Origin of the sequence: Curtobacterium sp. NPDC092190 (assembly GCF_044755625.1) — a bacterium.
In the GTDB taxonomy this organism is placed as follows: Bacteria; Actinomycetota; Actinomycetes; order Actinomycetales; family Microbacteriaceae; genus Curtobacterium.
Window position 1 is genome coordinate 25,349 of sequence record NZ_JBIVRJ010000004.1, and the last position, 19,916, is coordinate 45,264.

General features: G+C 69.0%; 27 protein-coding genes. All 27 read right to left on the reverse strand.

From position 1 onward, the window contains the following. Window positions 1-6: 6 nt before the first annotated feature. Window positions 7-405, reverse strand: coding sequence for a 30S ribosomal protein S8 (gene rpsH, locus ACIQFY_RS10700; RefSeq protein WP_065960021.1), 399 nt, complete (start codon window positions 403-405; stop codon window positions 7-9). Window positions 406-584: 179 nt separating this feature from the next. Further along, window positions 585-1,175 carry a 50S ribosomal protein L5 gene (gene rplE / locus ACIQFY_RS10705; RefSeq protein ID WP_066657018.1) on the reverse strand — a complete coding sequence of 197 codons (591 nt, stop codon included), beginning with the start codon at window positions 1,173-1,175 and terminating at the stop codon, window positions 585-587. Then, on the reverse strand, window positions 1,175-1,534 hold the full coding sequence (gene rplX, locus ACIQFY_RS10710) for a 50S ribosomal protein L24 (RefSeq protein ID WP_066657021.1): 360 nt from the start codon (window positions 1,532-1,534) through the stop codon (window positions 1,175-1,177). The genes rplE and rplX overlap by 1 nt, the downstream gene beginning before the upstream one ends. Window positions 1,535-1,537: 3 nt before the next feature. Beyond that, entirely contained in the window at window positions 1,538-1,906 is a 369-nt protein-coding gene (gene rplN, locus ACIQFY_RS10715; protein ID WP_017885523.1) for a 50S ribosomal protein L14, read from the reverse strand. 31 nt (window positions 1,907-1,937) lie between these two features. After that, window positions 1,938-2,222, reverse strand: a complete 285-nt coding sequence (rpsQ, locus tag ACIQFY_RS10720; protein ID WP_066657023.1) for a 30S ribosomal protein S17 — start codon at window positions 2,220-2,222, stop codon at window positions 1,938-1,940. Beyond that, window positions 2,222-2,539 carry a 50S ribosomal protein L29 gene (rpmC, locus tag ACIQFY_RS10725; RefSeq protein ID WP_058728265.1) on the reverse strand — a complete coding sequence of 106 codons (318 nt, stop codon included), beginning with the start codon at window positions 2,537-2,539 and terminating at the stop codon, window positions 2,222-2,224. Before rpmC ends, rpsQ begins: the two co-directional genes overlap by 1 nt. Beyond that, the gene (gene rplP, locus ACIQFY_RS10730) at window positions 2,539-2,958 is read right to left on the reverse strand and encodes a 50S ribosomal protein L16 (RefSeq protein ID WP_066657030.1); all 420 of its coding nucleotides are present in this window, start codon (window positions 2,956-2,958) and stop codon (window positions 2,539-2,541) included. Before rplP ends, rpmC begins: the two co-directional genes overlap by 1 nt. 2 nt (window positions 2,959-2,960) lie before the next feature. Continuing rightward, entirely contained in the window at window positions 2,961-3,767 is an 807-nt protein-coding gene (rpsC, locus tag ACIQFY_RS10735) for a 30S ribosomal protein S3 (protein WP_066657031.1), read from the reverse strand. After that, entirely contained in the window at window positions 3,767-4,159 is a 393-nt protein-coding gene (gene rplV, locus ACIQFY_RS10740) for a 50S ribosomal protein L22 (protein WP_056121420.1), read from the reverse strand. The genes rpsC and rplV overlap by 1 nt, the downstream gene beginning before the upstream one ends. 25 nt (window positions 4,160-4,184) lie before the next feature. Then, a complete protein-coding gene (gene rpsS, locus ACIQFY_RS10745) occupies window positions 4,185-4,466 on the reverse strand; it encodes a 30S ribosomal protein S19 (RefSeq protein WP_017885529.1) in 282 nt (93 codons plus the stop codon). Between the two features lie 11 nt (window positions 4,467-4,477). Beyond that, window positions 4,478-5,317, reverse strand: coding sequence for a 50S ribosomal protein L2 (rplB, locus tag ACIQFY_RS10750; RefSeq protein ID WP_058728264.1), 840 nt, complete (start codon window positions 5,315-5,317; stop codon window positions 4,478-4,480). A gap of 18 nt (window positions 5,318-5,335) precedes the next feature. Further along, entirely contained in the window at window positions 5,336-5,635 is a 300-nt protein-coding gene (rplW, locus tag ACIQFY_RS10755; RefSeq protein WP_058742338.1) for a 50S ribosomal protein L23, read from the reverse strand. Next, window positions 5,632-6,291 (reverse strand): 50S ribosomal protein L4, encoded by a 660-nt coding sequence (gene rplD, locus ACIQFY_RS10760; protein ID WP_066657033.1) that lies wholly within the window; start codon window positions 6,289-6,291, stop codon window positions 5,632-5,634. The genes rplW and rplD overlap by 4 nt, the downstream gene beginning before the upstream one ends. A gap of 2 nt (window positions 6,292-6,293) precedes the next feature. After that, window positions 6,294-6,947, reverse strand: a complete 654-nt coding sequence (gene rplC, locus ACIQFY_RS10765; protein ID WP_022903285.1) for a 50S ribosomal protein L3 — start codon at window positions 6,945-6,947, stop codon at window positions 6,294-6,296. A gap of 13 nt (window positions 6,948-6,960) precedes the next feature. Further along, window positions 6,961-7,269: a 30S ribosomal protein S10 gene (gene rpsJ, locus ACIQFY_RS10770; protein WP_022903286.1), complete on the reverse strand. Its 309-nt coding sequence runs from the start codon at window positions 7,267-7,269 to the stop codon at window positions 6,961-6,963. A 770-nt stretch (window positions 7,270-8,039) separates the two neighbouring features. After that, window positions 8,040-8,900 (reverse strand): DarT ssDNA thymidine ADP-ribosyltransferase family protein, encoded by an 861-nt coding sequence (locus ACIQFY_RS10775; protein ID WP_209684903.1) that lies wholly within the window; start codon window positions 8,898-8,900, stop codon window positions 8,040-8,042. Window positions 8,901-8,936: 36 nt separating this feature from the next. Continuing rightward, window positions 8,937-9,914 (reverse strand): DNA topoisomerase IB, encoded by a 978-nt coding sequence (locus ACIQFY_RS10780; protein ID WP_326495842.1) that lies wholly within the window; start codon window positions 9,912-9,914, stop codon window positions 8,937-8,939. 143 nt (window positions 9,915-10,057) lie between these two features. Beyond that, window positions 10,058-11,245 carry an elongation factor Tu gene (tuf, locus tag ACIQFY_RS10785; protein ID WP_326495843.1) on the reverse strand — a complete coding sequence of 396 codons (1,188 nt, stop codon included), beginning with the start codon at window positions 11,243-11,245 and terminating at the stop codon, window positions 10,058-10,060. A gap of 136 nt (window positions 11,246-11,381) precedes the next feature. Continuing rightward, window positions 11,382-13,496, reverse strand: a complete 2,115-nt coding sequence (gene fusA, locus ACIQFY_RS10790; protein ID WP_066657042.1) for an elongation factor G — start codon at window positions 13,494-13,496, stop codon at window positions 11,382-11,384. Window positions 13,497-13,598: 102 nt separating this feature from the next. Next, window positions 13,599-14,069, reverse strand: a complete 471-nt coding sequence (gene rpsG, locus ACIQFY_RS10795) for a 30S ribosomal protein S7 (protein WP_058742332.1) — start codon at window positions 14,067-14,069, stop codon at window positions 13,599-13,601. 5 nt (window positions 14,070-14,074) lie between these two features. Then, window positions 14,075-14,443 (reverse strand): 30S ribosomal protein S12, encoded by a 369-nt coding sequence (gene rpsL, locus ACIQFY_RS10800; RefSeq protein WP_058728453.1) that lies wholly within the window; start codon window positions 14,441-14,443, stop codon window positions 14,075-14,077. Window positions 14,444-14,779: 336 nt separating this feature from the next. Next, window positions 14,780-15,913 carry a hypothetical protein gene (locus ACIQFY_RS10805; protein ID WP_400339981.1) on the reverse strand — a complete coding sequence of 378 codons (1,134 nt, stop codon included), beginning with the start codon at window positions 15,911-15,913 and terminating at the stop codon, window positions 14,780-14,782. Window positions 15,914-16,090: 177 nt separating this feature from the next. After that, window positions 16,091-16,549 (reverse strand): DUF6121 family protein, encoded by a 459-nt coding sequence (locus ACIQFY_RS10810; protein WP_326495845.1) that lies wholly within the window; start codon window positions 16,547-16,549, stop codon window positions 16,091-16,093. A gap of 52 nt (window positions 16,550-16,601) precedes the next feature. After that, window positions 16,602-17,267, reverse strand: coding sequence for a hypothetical protein (locus tag ACIQFY_RS10815; RefSeq protein ID WP_400339983.1), 666 nt, complete (start codon window positions 17,265-17,267; stop codon window positions 16,602-16,604). 173 nt (window positions 17,268-17,440) lie between these two features. Next, window positions 17,441-18,136, reverse strand: a complete 696-nt coding sequence (locus ACIQFY_RS10820; protein ID WP_066657051.1) for a hypothetical protein — start codon at window positions 18,134-18,136, stop codon at window positions 17,441-17,443. Next, complete coding sequence (locus tag ACIQFY_RS10825; protein ID WP_271826701.1) at window positions 18,133-18,849, reverse strand: hypothetical protein; 717 nt, start codon at window positions 18,847-18,849, stop codon at window positions 18,133-18,135. The genes ACIQFY_RS10820 and ACIQFY_RS10825 overlap by 4 nt, the downstream gene beginning before the upstream one ends. Then, window positions 18,846-19,898, reverse strand: a complete 1,053-nt coding sequence (pilM, locus tag ACIQFY_RS10830; RefSeq protein WP_066657057.1) for a type IV pilus assembly protein PilM — start codon at window positions 19,896-19,898, stop codon at window positions 18,846-18,848. The genes ACIQFY_RS10825 and pilM overlap by 4 nt, the downstream gene beginning before the upstream one ends. Window positions 19,899-19,916: the final 18 nt, after the last annotated feature.

The following is a 19,916-nucleotide window of genomic DNA, read 5'->3' on the forward strand; positions in this document are numbered from 1 at the left end:
TGTCGATCACCACACGTAGGCGAGGACTTCCCCACCCACGCCCTTCTGCTCGGCTTCACGGTCGGTGAGCAGTCCCGACGAGGTCGAGAGGATCGCCACGCCGAGGCCACCGAGGACCTGGGGGAGCTCCGTCGACTTCGCGTAGACCCGGAGACCGGGCTTCGAGACGCGCTTGATGCCGGCGATCGAACGCTCGCGCTCGGGGCCGTACTTCAGGTCGATCGTGAGGGTCTGCCCGACGCGGGCGTCCTCGATCTTCCACTCGCTGATGTAGCCCTCGCGCTTGAGGATCTCGGCGATGTTCTTCTTCAGCTTGGAGCTGGGGAGCGAGACGGCGTCGTGGTGCGCCGAGTTCGCGTTCCGCAATCTGGTCAGCATGTCTGCGACCGGATCGGTCATCGTCATGATGGTCGTCCATTCTTCGCCTGGTTTCGACACCCGTTCCACGAATGCCGACCTGAGCGATCGGGTGGTCTCCGAGCGGATCCCGGAGACCTGGGGGCCGGCGGCTGTCGCCGTCGGCCGGTGTTCGTGCGTGCGGGCCGGAGGACGTGAATCCTCCGGCCCGCAGCGCCCGGACTAGCTTAGACCGTCTGGTCGGCCGAACGGAACGGGAAGCCGAGCTGGCGGAGCAGCGCGCGGCCCTCGTCGTCCGTCTTCGCGGTGGTCACGACGGTGATGTCGAAGCCACGCACGCGGTCGATGCGGTCCTGGTCGATCTCGTGGAACATCGACTGCTCCGTGAGACCGAACGTGTAGTTGCCGTTGCCGTCGAACTGCTTGTCGCTGAGCCCGCGGAAGTCGCGGATGCGGGGCAGTGCGAGGGTGACGAGGCGGTCGATGAACTCCCACGCGCGGTCACCACGGAGGGTGACGTGCGCGCCGATGGCCTGGCCCTCACGCAGCTTGAACTGTGCGATGGACTTGCGGGCCTTCGTCACGACCGGCTTCTGACCCGTGATCGCCGTGAGGTCCTTGACGGCCCCCTCGATGACCTTCGAGTCACGAGCTGCTTCACCGACACCGGTGTTCACGACGACCTTGACCAGGCCGGGGACCTGGTTGACGTTCGCGTACCCGAACTGCTCGGTGAGGGCAGCCTTGATCTCGTTCTTGTACTTCTGCTTGAGGCGCGGCTCGACCTTGGTCTCCGGCGCGGCAGTCGTGTCGGTCATCAGAGCTTCTCACCCGACTTCTTGGCGTAGCGGACGCGGACGGTCTTCTTGACGCCGTCCTTCTCCACCTCTTCGATGCGGAAGCCGACGCGGGTCGGCTTCTTGGTCTTCGGGTCGACGATGGCGACGTTCGACACGTGGATCGGAGCCTCGTGCTGCTCGACGCCACCGGTCTTCGACCCGCGCTGCGTCTGGCCGACGCGGACGTGCTTCGTGACGAAGTTCACGCCCTCGACGACGACACGGTTCTTGTCCTTGAGGACCTCGATGACCTTGCCCTGCTTGCCACGGTCGCCGCCACGCTCCTGCTTGGCTCCCGTGATGACCTGGACGAGGTCACCCTTCTTGATGTTCGCCATGGCTTACAGCACCTCCGGCGCGAGCGAGATGATCTTCATGAACTTCTTGTCACGGAGCTCACGACCGACCGGCCCGAAGATGCGCGTACCGCGCGGGTCGCCGTCAGCCTTGAGGATCACTGCCGCGTTCTCGTCGAACTTGATGTAGGAGCCGTCCTGACGACGGGTCTCCTTCTTGGTGCGAACGATGACCGCCTTGACGACGTCACCCTTCTTCACGTTGCCGCCGGGGATGGCGTCCTTCACCGTGGCGACGATGACGTCACCGAGGCCGGCGTAGCGACGACCCGAGCCACCGAGCACGCGGATGGTCAAGATCTCCTTGGCACCCGTGTTGTCGGCGACCTTCAGGCGGGATTCCTGCTGAATCACTGCTGTCTCCTATTCCGAAGCAGGCCGGGGCCTACTTGGCCTTCTCGAGGATCTCGACCAGGCGCCAGCGCTTGGAGGCGCTGAGGGGACGGGTCTCGCTGATCACGACGAGGTCGCCGACACCGGCGGTGCCGAGCTCGTCGTGCGCCTTCACCTTGGACGTGCGACGGATGATCTTGCCGTAGAGCGCGTGCTTCACGCGGTCCTCGACCTCGACCACGATGGTCTTGTCCATCTTGTCGCTCGTCACGTAGCCGCGACGCGTCTTGCGGTAGCCGCGGGTCGAGGCGGCGGAGTTGTTCTCTTCGTTCGCCATCAGTTCTCCTCGGCGGTAGCGGCCTCGGTCGACTCGGCGGGCTTGTCAGCCTTCTTCGTCTTCTTGGCCTTGGTGGCGGTCTCGACGGGCGCGGGGGTGGCACGGATGCCGAGCTCGCGCTCACGGAGGACCGTGTAGATGCGTGCGATGTCGCGCTTGACGGCGCGGAGACGACCGTGGCTCTCCAGCTGGCCGGTGGCCGACTGGAAGCGGAGGTTGAAGAGTTCCTCCTTGGCCTTCTTCAGCTCGTCAGCGAGACGCTCGTTCTCGAAGGTGTCGAGCTCCGTCGGACGGAGCTCCTTGGAACCGATCGCCATTATGCGTCGCCCTCCTCGCGCTTGATGATGCGTGCCTTGAGGGGCAGCTTGTGGATTGCACGGGTCAGCGCCTCACGGGCGATGTCCTCGCTGACGCCGGAGAGCTCGAAGAGCACACGACCCGGCTTGACGTTGGCGACCCACCACTCGGGCGAGCCCTTACCGGAACCCATGCGGGTCTCAGCCGGCTTCTTGGTGAGCGGGCGGTCCGGGTAGATGTTGATCCAGACCTTGCCGCCACGCTTGATGTGACGCGTCATGGCGATACGAGCGGACTCGATCTGACGGTTGGTCACGTAGGCGGGCGTGAGCGCCTGGATGCCGAAGTCGCCGAACGACACCTTGGTGCCGCCCGTCGCCTGGCCCGAACGCTTCGGGTGGTGCTGCTTGCGGTGCTTGACTCGACGGGGGATAAGCATGGTTACGCCTCAACTCCTGCGCCGGCCGGCGCGTCCTGCGGAGCCTGCTGCTGACGGCCGCCGCGGTCGCCGCCACGGCGGTCCCCACGGTCGCCGCGCTCGCCACGCGGGCCGCCACGACGCTCGGGGCGCGACGAACGCTGGTTCGCCTGCTCGCGAGCGAGCTCCTTGTTCGTGATGTCGCCCTTGTAGATCCAGACCTTCACGCCGATGCGGCCGAACGTGGTCCGGGCCTCGTAGAAGCCGTAGTCGATGTTCGCGCGGAGCGTGTGCAGGGGCACGCGGCCCTCGCGGTAGAACTCCGAGCGGGACATCTCGGCGCCGCCGAGACGGCCCGACACCTGGATGCGGACACCCTTGGCGCCGGCGCGCTGTGCACCCTGCAGGCCCTTGCGCATGGCGCGACGGAACGCGACACGAGCGGAGAGCTGCTCGGCGATGCCCTGCGCGACGAGCTGGGCCTCGGTCTCGGGGTTCTTGACCTCGAGGATGTTGAGCTGGATCTGCTTCTTGGTGAGCTTCTCGAGCTCGCCACGGACGCGCTCCGCCTCGGCGCCACGGCGACCGATGACGATGCCCGGACGCGCGGTGTGGATGTCCACGCGGACGCGGTCACGGGTGCGCTCGAGCTCGATGCGGGCGACACCGGCGCGGTCGAGGGTCTTCTTCAGGTACTCGCGCACCTTGATGTCCTCGGCCACGTAGTCGGCGTAGCGCTGACCGGCCTTCGTGCTGTCGGTGAACCAGTGCGAGACGTGGTCCGTCGTGATCCCGAGACGGAAGCCGTACGGGTTGACCTTCTGGCCCATTACTTGCTCGCCTTCTTGCTCGTCGCGGCAGCCTCGGCCTCGTCCGGCGTCGCGAGGACGACCGTGATGTGGCTGGTGCGCTTGTTGATGCGGAAGGCGCGGCCCTGGGCACGCGGCTGGAACCGCTTCAGGGTCGTGCCCTCGTCGACGAAGACGCGGCTCACGTAGAGGTCGCGCTCGTCGAGGAAGCTGTTCGTCGAGTCCGCCTTGACACGTGCGTTCGCGATCGCCGAGGCGACCAGCTTGTACACGGGCTCCGAAGCGCCCTGGGGGGCGAACTTCAGGATGGCGAGGGCCTCGTGGGCCTGCTTGCCGCGGATCAGCTCGATGACGCGACGGGCCTTCTGAGGCGTGACGCGGATGTGTCGCACGCGTGCGATCGACTCCACCATTTCGTTCCTCCTCTGCGTCGCCGCGTTAGCGGCGACGGCCCTTCTTGTCGTCCTTCACGTGACCACGGAAGGTGCGGGTCGGCGCGAACTCGCCGAGCTTGTGACCGACCATCGACTCGGTGACGAACACCGGGATGTGCTTGCGGCCGTCGTGCACGGCGATCGTGTGTCCGAGCATGTTCGGGACGATCATCGAGCGACGCGACCAGGTACGGATCACGTTCTTGGTGTTGGCCTCGTTCTGCGTGACGACCTTGCGGAGCAGGTGCTCGTCGACGAAGGGGCCCTTCTTCAGACTGCGTGGCATCTTCTGAACTCCTACTTGCGCTTCTTGCCGGCGTTACGGCGACGGACGATGAGCTTGTCGCTCGGCTTGTTCGGCTTGCGCGTACGACCCTCGGCCTGGCCCCAGGGGCTGACCGGGTGACGACCACCGGACGTCTTGCCCTCACCACCACCGTGCGGGTGGTCGACCGGGTTCATCGCGACACCACGCACGGTCGGGCGGACGCCCTTCCAGCGCATGCGGCCGGCCTTGCCCCAGTTGATGTTGGACTGCTCGGCGTTGCCGACCTCGCCGATCGTGGCGCGGCAGCGGGCGTCGACGTTGCGGACCTCGCCCGACGGCAGGCGGAGCTGCGCGTAGGGGCCGTCCTTGGCGACGAGACGGACCGAGGCACCGGCCGAACGCGCCATCTTCGCGCCGCCACCGGGGCGGAGCTCGATCGCGTGGATGACCGTACCCACGGGGATGTTGCGCAGCGGCAGGTTGTTGCCGGGCTTGATGTCGGCGCCGGGGCCCTGCTCGATGACGTCGCCCTGCTTGAGCTTGTTCGGCGCGATGATGTAACGCTTCGTGCCGTCGACGTAGTGCAGGAGCGCGATGCGCGCGGTGCGGTTCGGGTCGTACTCGATGTGTGCGACCTTGGCGTCCACGCCGTCCTTGTCGTGACGACGGAAGTCGATCACGCGGTACTGGCGCTTGTGGCCACCACCGATGTGGCGGGTGGTGATGCGGCCCGAGCTGTTGCGGCCACCGGTCTTCGGCAGCGGACGAAGCAGCGACTTCTCCGGCGTCGAACGGGTGATCTCAGCGAAGTCGGCGACCGACGAGCCGCGACGACCGGGGGTCGTCGGCTTGTAGTTACGAATAGCCATGATTTATCCCTCTGGTCCTCAGCCGACAGCCGTGAAGATGTCGATCGAACCGGACTTGAGCGTCACGATGGCGCGCTTGGTGTCCTTGCGCTTGCCCAGGCCGAACTTCGTGCGACGGGTCTTGCCCGGACGGTTCAGCGTGTTGATGCTCGCGACCTTGACGTCGAAGATCTTCTCGATGGCGAGCTTGATCTCGGTCTTGTTCGAACGGGGGTCCACGATGAACGTGTACTTGCCCTGGTCGATCAGGCCGTAGCTCTTCTCCGAGACGACCGGCGAGATGATGATGTCGCGCGGGTCCTTGTTGAAGCCGCTCATGCGGAGATCTCCTTCGCGGTCTTCGACGCGATGAAGGCGTCGAGTGCGCTCTTGCTGAAGACGAGGGCATCCGACTTGAGCACGTCGTAGGCGTTGAGCTGGCCGTACGAGAGTGCGTGGACACCCGGCAGGTTGCGGATCGACTTGAGCGTGAGCTCGTCGTCCGACTCGAGCACGACGAGCACGTTCTTGACGGGCGCGACCTTCTCGATGAGCGTGCGAGCGGTCTTGGTCGACGGCACCTCGGCCGCGACGAAGGACTCGACAGCGGAGATGCGGCCACCGCGGGCGCGGTCCGAGAGCGAGCCGAGCAGGGCTGCGGCGATCATCTTCTTCGGGGTGCGCTGCGAGTAGTCGCGCGGGGTCGGTCCGTGGACGACGCCACCGCCGGTGTGCTCCGGAGCGCGGACCGAACCCTGACGGGAGCGGCCGGTGCCCTTCTGCTTGAACGGCTTGCGACCAGCACCGCGGACCTCGCCGCGGTTCTTGGTCTTGTGGGTGCCCTGACGCGCGGCGGCGAGCTGCGCAGTGACGACCTGGTGGATCAGCGGGACGTTGGTCTCGACGTCGAAGAGCGCGGCGGGCAGCTCGATGCTGCCGGCGACGGCTCCGGTCGCGTCGAGGACGTCGATCGTGGTTGCGGTCTCGGTGGCCATGATCACTTACCCTTCACGGCGGTGCGGACGAAGACGGAGCGACCGCGCGCACCGGGGACGGCGCCCTTGACGAGCAGCAGACCCTTCTCGGCGTCGACGGCGTGCACCGTGAGGTTGAGGACGGTCACGCGCTCGCCACCCATGCGGCCGGCCATGCGCATGCCCTTGAAGACACGTGACGGGGTCGACGAAGCACCGATCGAACCGGGCTTGCGGTGGTTGCGGTGGGCACCGTGCGAAGCGGACACACCGGCGAAGCCGTGGCGCTTCATGACACCGGCGAAGCCCTTGCCCTTCGACGTCCCGACGACGTCGACCTTCTGGCCGGCCTCGAAGGTGTCGACGGTGAGCTCCTGGCCGAGCGTGTACTCGGCGGAGTCGTTGGTGCGGATCTCGGTGAGGGTGCGACGCGGGGTCACACCGGCAGCCTCGAAGTGGCCGGCGGCCGGCTTGTTCACCTTGCGCGGGTCGATGGCACCGGCGGCGATCTGGATCGCCTCGTAGCCGTCGCGCTCGACGTTGCGGATCTGGGTGACCACGTTCGGGCCGACCTCGATCACGGTGACGGGGATGAACTTGTTGTTCTCGTCCCACACCTGGGTCATCCCGAGCTTCTTGCCGAGGAGGCCCTTGACGGTCTTGGTTGAGTTCGCCATTGGTCGGTCCCCCTTACAGCTTGATCTCGATGTTGACGTCAGCCGGGAGGTCGAGTCGCATGAGCGAGTCGACGGCCTTCGGCGTCGGGTCGACGATGTCGATGACCCGCTTGTGCGTGCGCTTCTCGAAGTGCTCGCGCGAGTCCTTGTACTTGTGGGGCGAACGGATCACGGTGACCACGTTCTTCTCGGTGGGGAGCGGCACCGGGCCGACCACGGTCGCACCGGCACGGGTCACCGTGTCGACGATCTTCCGGGCCGACGTGTCGATGACCTCGTGGTCGTACGACTTGAGCCGGATGCGGATCTTCTGTCCCGCCATGTGTCTCTCTGTCCTCTCTGCGCCGCGCACCCTCGGGCCGCCTGACGCCGCCGTCACCGTGCATTCCTGCAGGGCTTGGCTGTTTTCCTGAACCAACCGGCCGCATCCTCGGGGGATGACCGCTGTTCTCCTGTCAACCGCGCAGGGCGACCGTGGCCGTCCAGCGTGGGCATGTCGCTTCCCCCACACCTGGACACAGCAGTGGCCAGGCGCTCACGAGGGACTCGATCGTGTTCTGCTGCCTGCGGCCCAACCCAGCTCCGCTGGACGGAGGGGTTGTGCACTGCCAGAGCAGTGATCCTGCGCGCGCGAACGCCCGCGGAATTCGGAACCGGACAAGTCTCGCACAGCACGTCCGTGCGTGCAACCCGGGCGTGTCGTCGGATTCCGTGGGGCGCGGAGCGGCTCGCTCCCCCGGAACGGCGGGGTTCCGGTCGGCCTGGAGGCACGGCGCACCCCGGGCGCGTCGGGCGCGTTCCCGAGGTGCCCGGTGTGCTCGCGGCAGCGCTTCCGGCGGCCGGATCGGTCACGCCGGCGCTGCTCCGGCGGGCGCCGGTGCGGCCCCGTCGCTCCGCGAGCGGGCAGGACACGCCGCGCGGTGCGCGCCGAGTGGGCGGGATCGGTCGGGTCGAGGTGCCGAGCGCGACGGAAGCGGCCCGCTCGGCACGGCGCGGTGGAGGACCGGGCAGCCCCTCCAGTCCTGTGGAACCGATCGTGCCCGCTCGGCGAGGCCGAGCGGGCACGATGGTGGGGGGGGTCGTCCGACCCGGTCAGAACTCCTCGGGCACGGGCGGGACGAACCAGGGCGGGAAGACCGCGACGCGGGGCCCGGTGACCCGGTGCTGCGCGAGCAGCGACTTGACCTGCTGTCGGACGCGGTCGTTCGGCACACCGATCACGGCGACGGACGAGAACGGCACCCGGGGACCGGCGAGCAGCTCGAGCCCGTGCATGTCCGGGTCGGTGAAGTCGGTCCGGCGGATCAGGTTCGTCGCGGCCTCGGGACCGACGGCGAACCGCACGTCGTCGGCGTCGGCGTCCTGGTCGGCCACGATCACCGACGCGCCGAACGCGGACACCGGCACGACGAGCACGACGTACTCGGTCGCGCGGGTGCGGCGGGCGGCGTCCGACCACCGGGTGCCCTCGGCACCGTGACGGAGCTCGTCCCAGCGGGTGGCGTCGGGCGAGAGGGTGAAGGGCACGTGCCCGGAGACGGGTCCGCCGTCGGGAGCACTCGCCTCGGCGCGGGCGGCCCGCGTCTCGGCCGAGCTGACGTCGACGACCGGGGCGGCCGCGTCGGCAGCGAGGATCGCACCCTCGGCGACGATCGACGACAGGTTGTCGACGTGGGTGGCGTGGTGCGCGCGGAGCGACGCGAAGACGCGGGGCTCCGGCAGCTCGGGAGCCGCGGGAGACCGGAGCGACGACGAGCCGCGCGCGGGCGCCGGAGTGGAGCGGAGGTCGGTGGTGATGCGAGTCCGACGGGGCGTCGGCGTGGTGGGGACGGCAGGCACCTCGGCCTGTCGGGGGGAGCAGATGTCGCAGAGCTCGGTGGGGAAACCGTGGATGCACTCGTCGGTCACGACTGGGAGGGGTCCTTCCGTGCCCGGGTGGGGGAGGTCGGGCACGGTGTCCAACCGTACGTCATGATCCGCCCCCTTCCGTCACTGTCGGTAGAGCAGGGCACGCACCTCGGACTCGGCTGCGTGCAGGCGCTCGGGGTCGATGGTCTCGCCGTGCTGGTACGCGTCGAGCAGCCGCGGGTCGATGTAGCTCTGCCGGCACACGGTCGGCGTGTTGCCCAGCTCCTCGCTCGCTGCCTTCACGGCGTGCGAGACGGCCTTCTTGCGCTTCGCCTCGCTGGGTTGGGGGCCGGTGCGCGCGAGGTCCACGGCGGCGGCCACCGTGCCGTGCAGGGTGCGGAAGTCCTTCGCCGTGAACTCGTCGCCGGCGCGCTCCTTCACGTACTCGTTGATGTCCTCGGCGGCGAGGGGCTCCCACTCCGCACCCCGTCCGTCGCGGAACGACAGCAGGCGGGCGTTCGGGCCACGCCGCTTCATCCCGGCGATGACCCGCGCGAGGTCGTGGTCGTGGATGGTCGAGGACCACTCCTGGCCGCTCTTGCCCGGGAAGTCGAGCTCGATGTCGTCGCCCGACACGTGCGCGTGCGCACAGAGCAGCGTCGACAGCCCGCGGCTGCCGTGCTCGGTGGCGTACCGCTCGGACCCGACCCGGAGCGAGCCCTGGTCGAGCATCCGGAAGGCCGCGGCGAGGGCACGTCGGCGGTCGGGCTCGGGCCGTCGCAGGTCCTGCGTGACCATCCGTCGTGCGGACGGCAGCGACTCCGCCAGGGCCAGCGCGCGGTCGTACTTGATGCGGTCCATCCGCTCGCGCCAGCCGGGGTGGTACATGTACTGGCGGCGGCCGACGCCGTCCTTGCCGGTCGCGAGGATGTGCCCGTTCTCGTACGGCGAGATCCACACGTCGTCCCAGGCCGGCGGGATCACGAGGTCCTCGAGGCGCTGCCGGACGACCTCGTCCGTGACGGTCTTCCCGTCCGGGTCGCGGTACGAGAAGCCCTTACCGCTGCGGACACGGTGGTAGCCACGACCGTTGGTCGCGGAGCGGCGGAGACGGGTCACTCCGACGATGTTGCCCGTCAGCGCCTGGGACCCGTCACCGGGAACGCTCCCGGAGGAGCCCAGAGGTCCGCCGGGAACGACGAAGCGGGGCCGGACCCGAAGGCCCGACCCCGCTGGCGCAGTGTCTTCCGGAGAACCGGGAGTTACTTGACGATCTCCTCGACCGTACCGGCGCCGACCGTGCGGCCACCCTCACGGATGGCGAAGCGGAGGCCGGCCTCCATCGCGATCGGCTGGATCAGCTCGACCGACATGGCGACGGTGTCGCCGGGCATGACCATCTCGGTGCCCTCGGGCAGCGTGATGACGCCGGTGACGTCCGTGGTGCGGAAGTAGAACTGCGGACGGTAGTTCGCGTAGAACGGGTTGTGACGACCGCCCTCTTCCTTGGTCAGGATGTACGCGTTCGCCTTGAACTCGGTGTGCGGCGTGACCGAACCCGGCTTCACGACGACCTGGCCGCGCTCGACGTCCTCGCGCTTGAGGCCACGGATGAGGAGACCGGTGTTGTCGCCCGCCTCAGCCTTGTCCAGCAGCTTGCGGAACATCTCGATGCCCGTGACCGTGGTCTTCTGCGTCGCGCGGATGCCGACGATCTCGACCTCGGAGTTGAGGTCCAGCGTGCCACGCTCGACACGACCGGTGACGACGGTGCCACGACCGGTGATCGTGAAGACGTCCTCGATCGGCATGAGGAACGGCTGGTCGGTGGCGCGCACCGGGTCCGGGACGTTCTCGTCGACGGCGGACATCAGGTCCTGGACGGACTTGACCCACTTCTCGTCGCCCTCGAGCGCCTTGAGCGCCGAGACCTGCACGACGGGGGCGTCCTCGTCGAACTCCTGCGAGCCGAGGAGCTCACGGACCTCGAGCTCGACGAGCTCCAGGATCTCCTCGTCGTCCACCATGTCGGACTTGTTCAGCGCGACGACGATGTAGGGGACGCCGACCTGGCGGGCGAGCAGCACGTGCTCACGCGTCTGGGGCATCGGGCCGTCGGTGGCGGCGACCACGAGGATCGCGCCGTCCATCTGCGCCGCACCGGTGATCATGTTCTTCACGTAGTCGGCGTGACCCGGAGCGTCGACGTGCGCGTAGTGGCGCTTGTCGGTCTGGTACTCGACGTGGGAGATGTTGATCGTGATGCCGCGGTCGCGCTCCTCGGGAGCGCTGTCGATCTGAGCGAAGTCACGGGCCTCGTTGAGGTCCGGGTACTGGTCGTGCAGAACCTTGGTGATCGCCGCCGTGAGCGTGGTCTTGCCGTGGTCGACGTGACCGATGGTTCCGATGTTGACGTGCGGCTTGGTCCGCTCGAACTTGGCCTTGGCCACTGTGGGTCCTCCTCAGGACTCGGAGAGCACGCCCCCGGTCTGACGACCGTTGGCGAGCAGGGTGTGTGTCTAACTGTACTTGGTGACGAGGGGCCCGTCGCCGGGCACCCTCGCCTGTGGAGAGAACGCCGGAGCGTTACTCTCCGCTGTTCTTCGCGATGATCTCCTCGGCGACCTTGGCCGGGACCTGGCTGTAGGTCTCGAAGGTCATCGAGTAGACCGCACGACCAGAGGTCTTGGACCGGAGGTCCCCGACGTAGCCGAACATCTCGGACAGCGGCACGCTCGCGCGGACCACCTTGACGCCCGAGGCGTCCTCCATCGAGGCGATCTGGCCACGACGGGAGTTCAGGTCACCGATGACGTCGCCCATGTACTCCTCGGGAGTACGCACCTCGACGGCCATGATCGGCTCGAGGATGGCGGGGCCGGCCTTGCGGGCGGCCTCCTTGTAGGCGATGGAACCGGCGATCTTGAACGCCATCTCGGACGAGTCGACGTCGTGCGCCGCGCCGTCCTTGAGGATGGCCTTCACGCCGACGGTCGGGTACCCGGCGAGGATGCCGACCTGCATGGCGTCCTGGATACCGGCGTCGACCGACGGGATGTACTCACGCGGGACGCGACCACCGGTGACGGCGTTCTCGAACTCGTAGACCTTCTCGGCCGTGACTTCCATCGGCTCGAGGGCGATCTGCACCTTCGCGAACTGGCCGGAACCACCGGTCTGCTTCTTGTGCGTGTAGTCGTAGCGCTCGACGACCTTGGTCAGGGTCTCGCGGTAGGCCACCTGCGGCTTGCCGACGGACGCCTCGACCTTGAACTCGCGCTTCATGCGGTCGACGAGGATGTCGAGGTGGAGCTCGCCCATGCCCTTGATCGTCGTCTGACCGGTCTCGGCGTTGAGCTCGACGCGGAACGTCGGGTCCTCTTCCGCGAGCTTCTGGATGGCCGTGGAGAGCTTCTCCTGGTCAGCCTTCGTGTTCGGCTCGATGGCGACCTCGATCACCGGCTCCGGGAACGTCATCGACTCGAGGACGACCTGGTCCGACGGGTCGCACAGGGTGTCACCGGTGGTGGTGTCCTTGAGGCCGATGACCGCGTAGATGTGACCGGCGGTGACGTTGTCGACCGGGTTCTCCTTGTTGGAGTGCATCTGGAAGATCTTGCCGATGCGCTCCTTCTTGCCCTTGGTCGAGTTGATGACCTGGGCACCGGACTCGATCGAGCCGGAGTACACGCGGACGTAGGTCAGACGACCGAAGAAGGGGTGCACCGCGACCTTGAACGCCAGGGCCGAGAACGGCTCGGTGGCGTCGGGCTTGCGGATGATCTCCTTCTCCTCGTCCTTGACGTCGTGGCCGATCATCGGCGGCACGTCGAGCGGGGACGGGAGGTAGTCGATGACCGCGTCGAGCATCGGCTGGACGCCGCGGTTCTTGAAGGCCGAGCCGCAGAGGACGGGGTAGACCTCGGAGGCGATCGTGAGCTTGCGGATCGCGCCCTTGATCTCGTCCTTGGTGAGCTCCTCGCCACCGAAGAACTTCTCGAGCAGGGCGTCGTCGGTCTCGGCGACACGCTCGATCAGCTTCGCGCGGTACTCCTCGGCGCGGTCCTGGAGGTCAGCCGGGATCTCCTGGACCTCGTACTGGGCGCCCATGGTCACGTCACCCTTGGCGTCGCCGGGCCAGACCTTGGCGTGCATCTCGATGAGGTCGATGACGCCGACGAAGTCGTTCTCGGCACCGATCGGGAGCTGGAGCACGAGCGGCTCCGCACCGAGGCGGTTGATGATCGTGTCGACGGTGAAGTAGAAGTCAGCGCCGAGCTTGTCCATCTTGTTGACGAAGCAGATGCGCGGGACGTCGTACTTGTCCGCCTGACGCCACACGGTCTCGGACTGGGGCTCGACGCCCTCCTTGCCGTCGAAGACGGCGACGGCACCGTCGAGGACGCGGAGCGAGCGCTCCACCTCGACCGTGAAGTCCACGTGACCGGGGGTGTCGATGATGTTGATCTGGTTGTTGTCCCAGAAGCAGGTCGTCGCGGCCGACGTGATCGTGATGCCGCGCTCCTGCTCCTGCGCCATCCAGTCCATCGTCGCGGCGCCGTCGTGGACCTCACCGATCTTGTGCGTGATGCCCGTGTAGAACAGGATGCGCTCGGTCGTCGTGGTCTTGCCGGCATCGATGTGCGCCATGATGCCGATGTTGCGGACCTTGTTCAGGTCGGTGAGCACGTCCTGTGCCACAGGTTCCTCCGGAAGAGTTGTAGGAGAGGTTGGCGTCCGGGCGGGCGCCGACGGTTCATGACCGCCGGCACCCACCCGGAGCCGGGACTACCAGCGCCGGACTTACCAGCGGTAGTGGGCGAAGGCCTTGTTCGACTCGGCCATCTTGTGCGTGTCCTCACGGCGCTTGACCGCGGCACCGAGACCGTTCGACGCGTCGAGGATCTCGTTCATGAGACGCTCGGTCATCGTCTTCTCGCGACGGGCCTTGGCGTACGAGGTGAGCCAGCGGAGCGCGAGGGTGTTCGCGCGGTGCGGCTTGACCTCGACCGGGACCTGGTAGGTCGAGCCACCGACGCGGCGGCTGCGGACCTCGAGGGTCGGACGGACGTTGTCGAGCGCCTTCTTCAGCGTCGCGACGGCGTCCTGCTGGTTCTTGGCGGTGACGCCCTCGAGTGCATCGTAGACGATGCGCTCGGCGAGGCCCTTCTTGCCGTCCAGGAGGATCTTGTTGACGAGCTGCGAGACGATCGGCGCGCCGTACACCGGGTCGGCGACGACGGGACGCTTCGGGGCGGGACCCTTACGAGGCATCTAACTCAACCCTTCTTCGCGCCGTAGCGGCTGCGGGCCTGCTTACGGTTCTTGACGGCCTGGGTGTCCAGGGCACCGCGGATGATCTTGTAGCGCACACCGGGGAGGTCCTTCACACGACCGCCGCGGACGAGCACCATCGAGTGCTCCTGCAGGTTGTGGCCCTCACCGGGGATGTAGGCCGTGACCTCGGTGCCGTTCGAGAGCTTGACACGAGCGACCTTGCGCAGGGCCGAGTTCGGCTTCTTGGGGGTGGTGGTGTAGACGCGGGTGCAGACACCACGCTGCTGGGGGTTCGCCTTCAGTGCCGGCGCCTTGGTCTTGACGACCTTGGGCGTACGACCCTTGCGAACGAGCTGCTGGATGGTAGGCAACTGTTCTCCTGGTTCTTCGCTCGTGTTCTGGCCGACGCCTTCCGTCGGCTTCCTCATCCCACGCTGATCACCGCCTGACGGCGGAGGGGAGGTCGTGGGATGGATGACCCGGTACGGTCTCGTCGAGGACGACGAGGGTGACCCGGGATTTCGGGCGCGCCCGAGAGCGCACACCCGGTAGAGACTACCCGCGTCACACGGTGAAATCAATCCGGGCGCGTCGCGCTCCGAGCGACCCGCCGACGCGCCAGGCCGGCCCCGTACCGGACCGCACCAGTCGCGGCGGAGGCGGGGCGGGCCTCCCGGCCGTCGACCGCGGGTCCGGGCCGGTCCGCGTCAGGAACCCGAGTCCGACGACCCGTTCCCGACGGCGGACTCGAAGGTGGCGCCGTCGTCGGAGAAGCCCGACACGTACCCGCTCGCGTTCACGTTCATCGGCCCCGCCGTGGCCGTGCCGACGCCGTCGGGTCCGGAGATGTCCGCGGTGAAGGTGGCGCGGCCGAGCGTCGTCGTCGAGATCGTCCACCCGCGCGACAGCCAACCGCCGACCGCGACCTCCGGGCGCTGCTCGAGCGTCCACTTCTGGTTGGTGTAGGTGTACGCCGGGTCCTCGCCGTAGGCGTAGAAGCTGCAGCCCGCGGGGGCGGGGTCGGTGGAGGCGATGCAGCCGTCCACCCAGCGGTCCACCGCCTGCTGCGCGGCCTGCTTGCCGTCGTCGGTGAGCTCCGTCGTCAAGGACACCGGCACCGAACCGGTACCGCTGAACCCGGGGACGCGAGCGGAGGCGCGCTCTGCCGTGAACCACTTCCCGCCGTCGACGGTCACGTCGTACGTCCCGGGCAGCGCGGTCAGGTTCGCGATGCCGTCGTCGGACGTCCGGACGCGCTGACCGGCGACCTCGACCGGGGTCCCGCCGGGGCCGCGCACCGAGACCTGCACCCGGCCGAGGTCGGGGGCCTCGAGCTCCCACACCGGGAAGACCCCCCAGTCGGTCCCCGTGCGGTCGAGCGTGAAGGTGGAGGCGACGTCCCGGCCGCCCTGACGGAGGTAGGCACGCACGGTCGCGGTGTCGCCGTCGGTGCGCGTGGCAGCGATGCGGTACCCGGTGACCCGGTCGGTCGCCTTCGCGTAGGCGGCATCGGTGAGCAGGACGTCCTCGTCGTCGTGGTCCACACCTGCCAGGCGCAGCGCGTCGTCGACGTGACCGGCGGACAGGTCGTCGAGGAAGGCCCGCACCGGCCGGTCGGCCGAGTGCGAGGAGGACTGGAGCGCGTACCCGACGACCCCCGTCGCGAGCAGCAGCACCACGGCGGCACCGCCGGCGATGATCCCGACCAGTGCGCCGCGGCGCATCCGGCGACGAGGCCGTCGTGCAACGGGGACGGCCGCCGGGACCGGTGCTTCATGCGTACCGCGGATCGTGTCGACGCGCGGGACACGTGCCCACCCGTCCGGCTCATGGTCGGTCATGCGTCCCCCGTCGTGCCTGTTGCGTGCTCCCGGATCCTACCGCCGACCGGCGCCGCGGGACCGGGGCTGTGGCCGGCGCTGTGGAGCGCGGGTCGGAGTCGGAGTCGGGGCGGGGTCGGGGGGCGCACGCATGCACGGCGCGCGACGGCCGGGGGGCGCCGAGCGCGCGGGTGCCCCCTAGCGGCGGTCGCCTTCCACGCCGCGGGTCGCGCCCGCCGGACGCTGCCGGGCCTGGTAGCGGGCGGCGGAGACGCCGCCGACGACGCAGAGCAGCGCCACGACGACGGACCCCACGACGAACGGGCTCAACGCGGACCCCGCCGGGAACACGAGGAGCTCGGTACCGTCGCCCCGCGTCATCGAGTACCCGACCGCACCCGTGCCGAGCATGACGAGGTACGTACCGGCAGCGGCGACGAGCCCGGTGACGCCCGGGTTGCCCTCGCGGATGCCCGCGGCGGTGGCGAGGAACACGACCGCGGCCGCCGCGACCACCATCGTGGGGCCGAGGTAGGGACTCGCGTCCGGCTGTGGGATCGCCTCGACGTCGGCGAGCAGGGCCTCGAAGCCCGTCACCGCGATGACGAGCGCGATGAAGAGGACCGACGTCATCGTCGCGATCAGCCACCGGGACATGGCTCGATGCTACTGCCGGGCACCCTGGGTGGCGGGTTGCGGCGCCGTCACGTCACCGTGCGGCGTGCTCCTGCGCGTGCTGGGGTCCCTGCGCTGCGGGGCTGCCCTGGGTCGCCTGGTGCTGCGCGGAGCCGGCCTGGGTCGCCCGGTGCTGCGCCGAGTCGTCCTGAGCCACGTGGTGCTGCGCGGGGCCGCCCTGGGTCGCCTGGTGCTGCGCGGCCGCGACGAGCGCGAGTGCGATCGTCGCCGTGATGACGGGGACGGACTCCGTCATGGGAGCGACGGGGGCCGTCACGGTGCCGTCCTGGAGGCGCGACTCGCCGCGGTCGTGCTCCCCCGGCTCCGCCTCGTGGTCGCGCAGGGCCGGCCCGACGACCGGCAGGACCGCCGTCGTCGTCGGCGGCTCGCTGTGCAGGACCGGCGCCGTCGGCAGGGCCGACGCGCTCGGCAGGGCCGACGCCTGGTTCCGGGCGGCCCGACGTGCGCGGCCCATCCTGACCAGGACGACCACCGCGATGACCGCCCAGATGCCGTTCACGATCGTCGACGGGATCGCGTGGTGCGCAGCGACGTTGACGGCGACGGAGAGGCCGCCGACCAGGTTGAGGGACTGGTAGAGCGGCCCGTTCGGGATCTTGCCCAGTGAGAACAGCAGGTAACCTGCGAGGACGGTTACGGCTCCGAACCAGCCGAGGAACTCCACGATTCCGACCAACACGCGCGACTCCGGGCACGACGAGGAACGGCCGTCCTGAGGCGACCGTCCGAGAGGGGTGTGAGCAGCCGCGAGTGCGGCGTCGGGAGCATCGTAGGCACACCGACGGGTGTCGCGGAAGTGGGTGCGGCGTGGCGTGTCGCACCCACTTCGCGGGGGGCTCTGCGGACGGGGTGTCAGCCGTTCGCCGAGGCGGTCGACGAGGTGTCCGTGAAGACGTAGACCGATCCGGAGAGCGACCAGGACTGCGACTCCATCGGGGGCGCGTCGTCCTCCTCCTCACTCGCGGCCGCGATGCCGGAGACCAGGAAGAGCCGCGACCCGGACTGCATCGCCTTCGTGAACGCGAGCGCCTGGTCGTACGACCCCTGCACCGCCACCGTCACGGGGACGAGCGAGAAGTTCGCGTCGGTGACCGCAGGGTCGGTCGCCGGCTGCGCCGAGGGCACGTCCTCGTCGGTGCTCGAGGTCGCGGCCGCGGACGGCGCCGCGGATGCCGTCGTCTCCGCCGTGGGCTCGGTGGCGGGGGCGTAGGCGGTGGCGTCCCCGATGGTGACGTTCGTGACCTGGACGCCGGCCGCGGCGGCGTTCGCGTCGATCTGCCGGACGAAGGACTCGCTGTCCGTCGTCGACGGCACCGATGCCCGGAGCTGCGCCAGTTCGGCCTTCGTGGCGTCGAGTCCGGCGAACGCCGCGGCGAGCCGCGTGAGCTCCGCACGGTTCTTGTCGTTCGTCGCGTCGATGGTGCTCTGCTGCGCCTGGTTCGACGACGCCGCCGCGAGTTGCGGCTGCACACCGAGGAACCAGCCCCCGGCCAGGACGACCGCGCAGACCACGAGCGCGATCACGAGGGACAGGTGGTGCTTCGTCATCGGTCGGCGTCCTTCTCGTACTTGCCGTCGTAGGCCCGCGCATCGAGCTCGAGCTCGATCACGGAGGTGTACTCGCCGCGGTCCTCGTCGTACGAGATCGACGAGATCGACGAGTCCAGGTAGCCGGTGGTCCCGGACAGGCGCGAGGTCCAGTCCGGGACGGACGGGATCGTCGTCGACCGGGCGGTCAACGTGAGGGTGGCGACCCTCGGCGTGGGTCCTGCGTCCGCCGGCTGCCCGAACGGCTCCGTCACGGTCGCGGACGCGATGGTCATCCCGCTGATCGCGAGGTCTGCCGGCAGGACGTCCCGGATGCCGCCGAGCGTGCCGTCCCAGTCGACCTCCGTCGACCCGCCGACGGCGCGGGCGGAGTCGAGGAGGTCGGTGTCGCGTTCTGCCGCACGCAGTTCCGCGTACCGCTGCTGCTGGGCGAGGAGCGTCGTGGTCTCACCCTGCGCCGCGGTCAGCGCCGCCGCCGTGGCCATCTGGTGCGCCATCGCCCCGCCGCTCGCGAGCACGACGGCGGCTGCCGCCACCACGACACCGAGCCAGGCGCGACGCGTGACCGCGCGCTGCCGACGCTCGACGTAGACCTCCGCGGGCAGGAGGTCGACGCGGGGCGTGCGCCCCGCGGTCGAGTCCGCAGCCGCTCGACGGCCTGCCCGACCCCGACGACCCTGCGTCGCGTCCGTGCGTTCCTCTGTGCTGGTCATGCTGCCTTGCTCCCCACCGCGAGTCCGTACGCGACCGCCACCGAGTCGCCGTGCGCGAGGACGTCCTCCTCGCGCACCGCCCGCCCGAAGCCCGCACCGCGGAATGCGGAGGGGGTCGAGACCGGCAGGTGTGTCGTGTCGGCGAGTGCCTCGCGCAGCCCGATGAGCTGCGCGCCGCCGCCCACGAGGGCGATCCCGGCGACGACCTCGTCCGGACGGGTGTTGACGTAGTAGTTGATGGTGTTGCGGAGGCTCGTCACGAGTTCGTTCACCGTGTCGAAGACCGCCGCGACGGCGCGGACGTCGTCCGGTGTGCGGGCCCCCGGTCCGATGCCGAAGTGCCGCTTCACCGCCTCGGCCTGGGCGAAGGGGATGTCGAGTCGACCGGCGAGCGACCGGGTGATGTCGTCCCCGCCGGACGGGATGATCCGCACGAACTGCGGCACGCCGTCCGTGGCGAGCACGACGCTCGTGGTGTCCGCACCGACCTGGATGATCGCGATGGTGCCGTGCTGCGCCTGCGTCGGGCTCAGGACCCGGGTGAGCGCGAACGGGATGAGATCGACACCGACCGGGTTGAGACCCGCGAGCCGCACGGCGCGCACGTTGGCGAGCACGGCGTCCTTGATCGCCGCGACCAGGAGTCCCTTGATCACCGGACCGGTCTCGTCGACACCCTCGCTGACCGGGTAGAAGTCGAGGATCGCGTCCCCCACCGGCACCGGCAGCATGTCCTGCACGTGGAAGGGGAGGCTCTCGCGGATCTGCGCGAGCGGAGCGTGCGGCACGGTGAGGTCACGCGAGAGGACCCGCTGGTTGCCCATGCCGAGGACGACGTCGCGCGACCGGAACCTGCCGACCGACCAGAGCTGCCGCAGCGCGGCCCCCACCGTGTTCGGCTCGAGCACCTCGCCGCGGCTGACCGCACCCTCGGGTGTCGGCACCTCGGCGACCCGGAGGACGACGGGGCGGTCACGGTCGGCGTCCCCGACCTCGACCGCGCGGATCGACGACGCGGCGATGTCGACGCCGACGATGCTCTTTCCCATGGTGCTGCTTTCGTTGAG